Here is a 7,946-nt window from a genome sequence, read left to right as displayed (position 1 = left end):
CTCTTCCGAACTGGCGGCGCGTACTTCGATGATGTCGACATCGAAGGTCAGGGTTTTACCGGCCATCGGATGGTTGTTGTCGATATCGGCAAACTTGAGGCCGACCTTAACGACGATCACGTGGCGCTGGCCCTGCTCGGTTTCTACCTGCGCGACCATGCCCGGCTTCCAGCGTTTGGCACCGATCAAGTGCTTGATCGGTACACGCTGTATGGAATCGGCTTTACGCGGGCCGTAGGCTTTTTCCGAAGTGACGGTGACACTGAAGCTTTCGTCGGCGTCGCGACCTTGCAGGGCTTCTTCCAGGCCTCGGATAATGCCGCCGTGGCCATGCAGGTAGGCGTTCGGCTCGCCGCCACGGGAGTTTTCAACGACCTTGCCTTGTTCATCACTGACGCTGTAGTGAAACAAGACCACCTGATTCTTTTCGATTGGCATAGGATTCTCTGCGAAGGTTCAAAGTGCGCCATTATAACCAGCGGCGGCGCTGATTCCTTCCGTGATGGTTCTAATTGCGACGAAATAGACTAAGGCGGTTACAACGAAAGGACAAGACAGAAGCAAAACACAAAACCTGACCCCGGCACTTCGCTCCAGCACAATAGGCTTGAAGCCCATCTGCGCGAGAATCAACGCGGCGAACAGACCTCAGGGCTCTGATCAAGGGGCAGTTGCAGTTCATTGATGCGAATCTTGGGGCTTTCCTGGCCGGTGACGCCGGCAGAGGTAGATAACATCTGGGTACCATTAATCTGTCAGGTGCACAGACTGAGGGGGGACAAGTTTACTTCGCACCCGCTGAACAGTCATGCGCAGGCTGCATCCAGGTCGTCTATTTTCGGAGGTTAGCCGGGCGGGAGGCTGTCGACTTTTGATTGACCCAAAAACCAGCGTTTTGCCAAACCGCCCAGCGCCAGCAGTAGAGCCAGGATGACAAGAGGCAGTAGAGTAAAAAAGTCCATTGCTTGCTCTGCTTGCCGAGCCGATACCATGCCGTGCACCACGTGTGCATAGACTGTCCATTTGATTGCCAGCCCGACTATCGCGGCGCAACAGAAAACCAGCAACGGCAGACCTAATACGCCGCCTGCCAAGTTCACGAATGCATGGGGGAAGCCCGGTAATATGCGTACTGCACATTGCGTAAGAAAGTCGCTGCGTTTGCCAAGCAAGTTGAGTACCTGCCTGGCCAAATAGCCGGGTCTCCAGGTATCACCCAGGCCCTTGCCAAAGCGATATGCACCCATTGCGCCGGCGACGCTGCCAACCAGCAGTACGCTGACACTCAACAAAGGTGCATGAAAAGGTGCGATAAGCCAGAAGCACAGGCTACCTGGCAGCCCAAGGCTCATCAGCACAGCCATGACCAGGACGATGCCAACCATAGCCATGGGATGACCTGCCAATTCGCCACCCCAGCGCCATAAGTAGCGGATCTCGATAGGCAAAAGGATAGCCGTCACCGTCAACACCACTACCAGGCTCAGTAGCAGTATTAACAGCAATGATCGGGGTGCGAATCGTGATTTTTCAGGCACAGATGCCGTGGTCCCCGGGATAAGCGGTTAAAGCGAAATCAGAAGCCATATAGACGGCCATAATAGTAGCTGTCGATAATGCTTCGTATTGATACCTGATATTATACGAGACGTATACTGATTGGGTTTTAATCACCAACCAATGCATGCAGTCCGAGGTACCCCTGGAATGATGAAACCCCTTCGATGGCTCATCAGAACCACCGTATTTTTGTTGGTTCTGCTGGCAGGCCCCGCACTGATTACGGCCTGCAGTAGTCAGTCTGGCCAGAGCTGGCGTGACGCCGATCGCTCCAGCGCAGGCATTGCGCCGCTACCCGGCCAGACGGAAGAAGCCATTGTGCAGGTTTATGGTGCCCGAGCTTATAACTGGCGCGGCAATTTTGCGGTCCATACCTGGATTGCGACCAAGGTGCGCGGAGCATCCACCTACGAGGTTCACGATGTCACTGGCTGGGGCTATAAGGCGGTGCGGTCCCGCCCCGGTGAGCCGGATACCGCTTGGTATGGCAACCCGCCGATGTTGCTGGCAGATCTCCGTGGTGAGAAAGCGGACGCCGCCATCATCAATATCCGGACGGCTATCGACGCCTACCCCTTCGCGAATGAATACAAAGCCTGGCCCGGGCCCAACAGCAATACCTTTGTAGCCTGGGTAATCCGGCAGGTACCCGAACTGAATGTTGCGCTGCCCAACATTGCCATCGGAAAAGATTATCTCGCTGACGGAGTATTTGCGAACGCTCCCAACGGTTCGGGCTACCAGTTCTCCCTCAATGGTTATTTCGGCCTTATGGCGAGTATCCGGGAAGGTGTTGAACTGAACATCCTCGGCCTCAACATTGGTATTGACCCTCTGGCTTTGGCCGTCAAATTGCCCGGAATTGGGCATATTGGCCTGCGCGACCCCTGGATGGATCGCTCGACGTGGCACAAAGCCCCGGTTATGGAGCAGGTTTCAGGCGCCAATTGAAGGGAGCAACATTAACCAGGCAGCAATCGACCGATCAATACCGCCCCACAACGCCACATCGCCGTGAATCATGAGCAGTCGCGCAGGCTTGTCTTTTCGAGCCATGAAGAAAAGCGTTCAATGTTCACCAGTACATTGGCGTCCGCAAGTCGGTCGACGAGCGAGGCCATTTACTTACCCAATATGGGTATTCGGGCGATTTACCCTGTGGCAAGTGCAACCACGGCTCGCCTGATTTCTTCTGTTATTTCCATGAGACTTGTCACCAACGCTGCGTCTACGTCGATATCGCCTTCATATTCTGCGAGGTTTCGCTTGCGATGGGCTTGATCAAGAACCCGCGTCCTTTAACGAAGTGAGCGGAATTCCAATTCAAAATCTCTGATTGAGTGTTGGATGGATAGTGACTATTTTGGTCGGTCCTGGTTCTCAATGTAGGCACGGAGAACGCTGATCGGCGCCCCACCGACTGACAATAAGCAGTACGATCGGCTCCACAGCGCGTTTGTGCCCCAGTAAAACTCTTTGAGCTGGGCGCCATACTCCTTTTTGATCATTCGGCTGCTGACGGTTTTCAGCGTGTTGATCAGTTTAGCCGGTGTAACCATCGGGTGAAGCGTGATCAGTGCGTGGATGTGATCGGCTTCGCCGTTGAACTCATCCAGCCCGCAGTCATCGGCGCTTAACAGTCGGATGAACTCATCTTCAAGCCAGAGCAGCATGTCGTCATTCAGGCACTTGTTCCGATATTTAGTCACCAACACCAAATGATATTGGAGTTTGTAATCGCACGAATTATGGCTTCTTTTCATCGGAACATTCCACTGTATAAACAATTGACACCAATTATTTCAAGTCGTAATATTATCAACATGAACAACGAGAAATCAACCCACATTCGCACCCAGCAAATCCTTATTCGAAAGCAGCATGAGGCGTTTCGCGGGGCCAGCGTTTGCACTCAGATTACTCGCAGGATAAAGAACGCCACGTCCTATGTGATGCAGCACCATCCTGACGGCAAAGATCAGATGCTGTCGCATCGCGACACCGATAAATGGTTGAAGAGAAATAACTCGGAACTGTACACCAAGCTCCCGTCGGCCATTGCCCAGCGGAGCACACAGATTGTCGGTCAGGAATGGAAGGCGTTTTTTGCCGCCTTAGCGGCGTTCAAGAAAACACCTTCAGCCTTCAAAGCTCGGCCTCAAAAACCACGTTACGCCCGCAAAGCGGCCACCGTGCACATCGGTCGAAACGGCTTCAAGTTTGTTGACGGCACGTTGCATTTTGCCAACGGCGTATTGCCACCGATCAAAACGCAGTTTCGGTTTTCACAAAAATGGAACGCGTCTGTCGGCGACACCGTTGCGCTTGAAGTTAGAATTGTACCCAAGGGCAACTGCTTCATTATTGAAATCATTTACAACGAATCAAAAGTTGTGGAGACGGGCAAATTTTGCCGTCTTCTTGACACATCCCGCAAGGCCGGGATCGATTTAGGCATCAACAATCTTATCGCACTCGCAACCGATCAGCCGGGCGTTCGCCCTGTTCTGATCAACGGTAAAGCGCTGAAATCGATCAATGCCTGGTACAACAAACGTGTGGCCAGACTTCGCTCTCAAGGCAAATACGCCCACATTCTCGCCGTAACCAATAAACGCAATCGCCGGATAAAAGACCTGTTGCACAGAGCGTCCAGCAAGGTTGCCTCTTATTGCCTGGAAAACAATATCGGCACACTGGTCATCGGTTATAACAAACACTGGAAGCAAGAGGTCAATATTGGCCGTGTGAATAACCAGAAATTTGTTGGTATTCCGCATTCGATTCTGATGTCTCAAATCCAATATAAGTGTCACGGACTGGGCATCACCACCGTCATTCAGGAGGAGTCGTACACCTCCAAAGCCTCCGCTCTGGACAACGACTTCATGCCGGTTTACGGCAACAATCCTGAAAACGTCGTACCTATGTTCAGCGGAAAGCGAATCCGCCGAGGGTTGTATCAAAGCAAGCACGGGATCATAAACGCCGACATCAACGGCGCTCTTAATATCCTCAGAAAAGCAACGGGTGAGGCCTTAGGGCTAGCCTGTAAGGGGTTTGTGTCCAACCCCATAATGATGGATCTGATACCACACAAATCCATCGTTATTAGAAGGGAAAATACTGCGCATCAGATCGCCGCGTAGTAGGTTTACCCAGATGCCAACTCAAAATCTTCGATTTAGTGTTGGTAGTTCACTCGAACGTTACCGGATTTGATAAGCCCTTGAACCTCGTTGGCGTCTACCGCCTCATGGTGGAGTTTGTGTATCCGAACCAAGTTCTCCAGTGCTTCTGCATTCATTGATGCCCCCTTTCAACAATATGTACTGTCCTTCCAGGACTTTCCTCAAAAAAGGGTTTTTGTTGGCTCGACGTTTCTTGAACTCTTCTTGATTGTAGAGGGTTGGGTTGATGGTACGGGAAAGCTTGATCTCTGCTGGCCCCAACGCTTCAAAGACCTCCTCCAGGGTGAGGGAATCCGATACCAACATGAGGTCGATATCGCTATTGGCATGATCGGTTCTCTTCGCCACCGACCCATAAATCAGGGCCAGATCGATTTTATCGCTAATCGAATTGAAAGCGTCTTCAACCTGTTGTTCTGGGCCGAGTAGCTTGGAGGCAAGAGAAGACAGCTCCGGAAAAACAGGCGAGTCCGGATTGGCCCTATATCGTTTCTGGCGCCCCTGCAGCTTCACTTGCACCAGGCCGCTATCCACCAGACGCACCAGTTCCCGTTGCACAGCCCCCGAACCTGCTTTCGCCTGCTCGATAAGCTCTTTGACCGAAAAGTCCCTTTCCTGGCGTGCAAAGAACAGTCGCAGTACCTTTTGGCGGGTTTTTGAGAACAGGGCATCCGCTAACCCAGTGCGGTTCGATCTTGTTATTGCTGGCATGTTAACGGCGCCCCTAAAACCCATTTCGGGTAATTCTATACCCAAAATGGGCATCTTAAAACGGCTGCGGTATCATTATCGCAGAGGGCACCAAGCACGAGGACCGTGAGCACTACTGTACAATGTGCATGAGCGGCAATTGCAAAGCAAAATTCAAAAAAGGCACATAAACCTGTCCCGGTTTTCTATTTCGCTGGCACTTCCTTGATGTATAGGTCTTGTTGCGGGAATGGGATAGTCAGGCCTTCTTGCTTGAATCGGCGCCAGATCTCCAGATTGATATCAGAGCGTACACTACCGAAGCCTGCCTCCGGATCTGCAACCCAAACCCGAGCTTCCTTGGACAGTCGCCGGTCGATAATGCCCGATAGCCAGATGGCAACCACTAACAAAAGGCCCATCAGCAGGAGTAGCTTGATGACCGCCAACAGGGATATGCGCGTGTCGCCCACGGAGATGGCCAGGCTATCCATGGCCTCAAGCAATCCGGGTAGCAAGCCCACGAGGTGCAGGCCCACCACCAGCCAGATGAGGGTGCTGATTGCATTTTCCGAAGCCTTGACCAAGGCGCGACCCCTGGATGGATCGCTCGACGTGGCACAAAGCCCCGGTTATGGAGCAGGTTTCAGGCGCCAATTGACGGGGACAACATTAACCAGGCATCAAACGCCCGCTTTGCGGAAAGCTGTTCGCGCAACCCTGCGCAACCCCTTGCTAGGCAAGCACGGGGATCTTTGCCTCAGCCAGCCGGATACTAATCAATGTCTATTATAATTCTCACAGATATCCCGGAATGGGTTCGCCCCCTCGTTGACCTTTTAGAATCGAGGGGCATCAAAGTGCAAGTCGCTGATGATCCGGAGGAGATCGTAGCGAATGGATTGATCGTCAACCGCGTATCCTCCCTTCTTGCTGAGCGGGATAAGGCTCGGGCGGATCGGATCACCCATTCTTTGCGAACCTGGGAGGCCGAGGGTAGATCTGTGATCAACGGATCACTCTGCTTCCAGATCGGCTACAGTAAGCTGGCTCAAGCCAAGCTTTTTACCGAGTGCGGAGTGCGTACGCCGCAAACGTACCCCGCCGTTCCCGGCGGACGCGCCATACATGGACAAGCTGTCCTTCTCAAGCCACCTGCAGGTGGTTTTGGGCGAGGGATTCGGACGCTTGAAGACGGCGAACCCGCCCCGGATGCACTTTTCAGTCGAGAAGAAGGCTGGATTGAGCAAGAGATGCTAACCGCCGCAGACGGCTGCGTTCACCGGATCGAAGTCCTCGGCTCCGACATCCTTTACGAAGCCCGCTCACCTATTCAAGCTGACCAGTTCAACTACTGCCTGGCTCACCCGGAATCGGATGTTACCCTCTTGCCTCCTCGCGAAATCGCCCCGAAGGTGACCGAGTCAGTCAAAAAAATTCTACGGGCCGCAAGGATGGAGCTCGGCGCAGTCGAGTACCTTCTGGATGAAAAGGACAATCCCGTTTTCATCGACCTGAACCCAGTTTCCAGCTTTCATCCCGGAGCGACAGCCGTCCTTGGTCGCGACCCCCTCGACGCCACCGCCTCCTATTTGATTCATAGATCTGCGGGTCTTTAAAAAAGGCTATGTATTCGTTAGCTGTTGCATGGTCTAAACTGAACCGTGATATCTCTAAATGCGAGAGGTTGATCATGAAATCAATTCAGTTCTCACGCTGGATAGCACANCTCTCCACCCTTAACCCAGAGCAACGCAATCAGTTGAGATCCTGTCTTTCCGGGGTTGGCGGGCCGTTACAGGACGTAATCAAAGTACCCAGCCGCTGCGTGCATTGCCACGCCACTGAGCTGCGGCCATGGGGCTTCAGCGGTGGTCTACCTCGGTATCGGTGTAAGGCCTGCGGTAAAACCAGCAATGCACTGACCGGCACCCCTATGGCACGATTGAGGAAATGCCATCTTTGGCAAGGCTATGCCCAGGCGCTGACCCAGAGCCTGAGCGTACGCAAAGCGGCGATACAGTGTGGTGTCAGCAAGAACACCGCTTTTCTGTGGCGACACCGCTTCCTCAGCCAGATTGCTGATCATCAGGCCCAGCATGTATCTGGCATTGTCGAAGCAGATGAAACCTTCTTCCTAGAGTCCTTCAAAGGTCAGCGAAATCTGCCCCGTCCACCTCGCAAGCGAGGTGGACGTGCAAAGCGTCGTGGGTTGTCTGCCNAACAGATCCCTGTGTTGGTGGTGAGAGATCGCAGTGGCCAGCAGGCCGACTTCAAACTGAAGAAGCTTGATGCATTACATGTCGGGGAGCGGCTGCGCACGTTGGTTGACGCGGACGCGATTCTTTGTACCGACAGCGCGGCTGTCTATGTCCACTTCGCCAAGAANGAAGGCATTACGCATCGACCGATTAACCCGAGTCAAAAGCGCCGGGTTGATGGTGCTTTCCACATCCAGAACGTGAATGCCTACGACAGCCGGCTGAAGAGCTGGATGATTCCTTT

General features: G+C 53.2%; 9 protein-coding genes. 4 read left to right on the top strand and 5 right to left on the bottom strand.

Annotation, left to right across the window (positions count from 1 at the left end):
* The coding region (locus tag A3OI_RS0117980) for an FKBP-type peptidyl-prolyl cis-trans isomerase (protein WP_018405600.1) at positions 1-438 on the bottom strand (438 nt) is incomplete at its 3' end.
* A gap of 407 nt (positions 439-845) precedes the next feature.
* A complete protein-coding gene (locus tag A3OI_RS0117970) occupies positions 846-1,472 on the bottom strand; it encodes a TVP38/TMEM64 family protein (protein ID WP_228703035.1) in 627 nt (208 codons plus the stop codon).
* Positions 1,473-1,707: 235 nt separating this feature from the next.
* On the opposite strand from A3OI_RS0117970, the gene A3OI_RS0117965 reads away from it, so the two are divergent.
* Positions 1,708-2,511 (top strand): DUF3750 domain-containing protein, encoded by an 804-nt coding sequence (locus A3OI_RS0117965; RefSeq protein ID WP_018405597.1) that lies wholly within the window; start codon positions 1,708-1,710, stop codon positions 2,509-2,511.
* A 407-nt stretch (positions 2,512-2,918) separates the two neighbouring features.
* Here A3OI_RS0117965 and tnpA read toward each other — a convergent pair whose 3' ends face one another.
* On the bottom strand, positions 2,919-3,323 hold the full coding sequence (gene tnpA / locus A3OI_RS0117960; RefSeq protein WP_081622977.1) for an IS200/IS605 family transposase: 405 nt from the start codon (positions 3,321-3,323) through the stop codon (positions 2,919-2,921).
* 24 nt (positions 3,324-3,347) lie between these two features.
* Here tnpA and A3OI_RS0117955 point away from each other — a divergent pair, with 24 nt between their 5' ends.
* Positions 3,348-4,709, top strand: coding sequence for an RNA-guided endonuclease InsQ/TnpB family protein (locus A3OI_RS0117955; protein WP_228703034.1), 1,362 nt, complete (start codon positions 3,348-3,350; stop codon positions 4,707-4,709).
* Between the two features lie 105 nt (positions 4,710-4,814).
* Here A3OI_RS0117955 and A3OI_RS0117950 read toward each other — a convergent pair whose 3' ends face one another.
* Both A3OI_RS0117950 and A3OI_RS0117945 read right to left on the bottom strand, forming a co-directional pair.
* The gene (locus A3OI_RS0117950; RefSeq protein WP_026224287.1) at positions 4,815-5,462 is read right to left on the bottom strand and encodes a nucleotidyltransferase domain-containing protein; all 648 of its coding nucleotides are present in this window, start codon (positions 5,460-5,462) and stop codon (positions 4,815-4,817) included.
* Between the two features lie 185 nt (positions 5,463-5,647).
* Positions 5,648-6,028 (bottom strand): hypothetical protein, encoded by a 381-nt coding sequence (locus A3OI_RS0117945; RefSeq protein WP_018405593.1) that lies wholly within the window; start codon positions 6,026-6,028, stop codon positions 5,648-5,650.
* Positions 6,029-6,223: 195 nt separating this feature from the next.
* Here A3OI_RS0117945 and A3OI_RS0117940 point away from each other — a divergent pair, with 195 nt between their 5' ends.
* Together A3OI_RS0117940 and A3OI_RS20825 are read left to right on the top strand one after the other, a co-directional pair.
* Positions 6,224-7,060: an ATP-grasp domain-containing protein gene (locus A3OI_RS0117940; RefSeq protein ID WP_018405592.1), complete on the top strand. Its 837-nt coding sequence runs from the start codon at positions 6,224-6,226 to the stop codon at positions 7,058-7,060.
* Between the two features lie 74 nt (positions 7,061-7,134).
* Positions 7,135-7,946, top strand: an 812-nt coding sequence (locus A3OI_RS20825; protein ID WP_040475218.1) for an IS1595 family transposase, incomplete at its 3' end; no start/stop codon positions are given.

It is taken from the genome of Marinobacter gelidimuriae, from assembly GCF_000372805.1.
Lineage (GTDB): Bacteria > Pseudomonadota > Gammaproteobacteria > Pseudomonadales > Oleiphilaceae > Marinobacter > Marinobacter gelidimuriae.
This window is presented reverse-complemented; position numbering and strand designations above follow the sequence as displayed.

Coding starts and splice junctions, on each gene's coding strand:
- A3OI_RS0117965 (WP_018405597.1), top strand. CDS start 1,708: ATGATGAAACCCCTTCGATGGCTCATCAGAACCACCGTATTTTTGTTG.
- tnpA (WP_081622977.1), bottom strand. CDS start 3,323: ATGAAAAGAAGCCATAATTCGTGCGATTACAAACTCCAATATCATTTG.
- A3OI_RS0117950 (WP_026224287.1), bottom strand. CDS start 5,462: ATGCCAGCAATAACAAGATCGAACCGCACTGGGTTAGCGGATGCCCTG.
- A3OI_RS0117940 (WP_018405592.1), top strand. CDS start 6,224: ATGTCTATTATAATTCTCACAGATATCCCGGAATGGGTTCGCCCCCTC.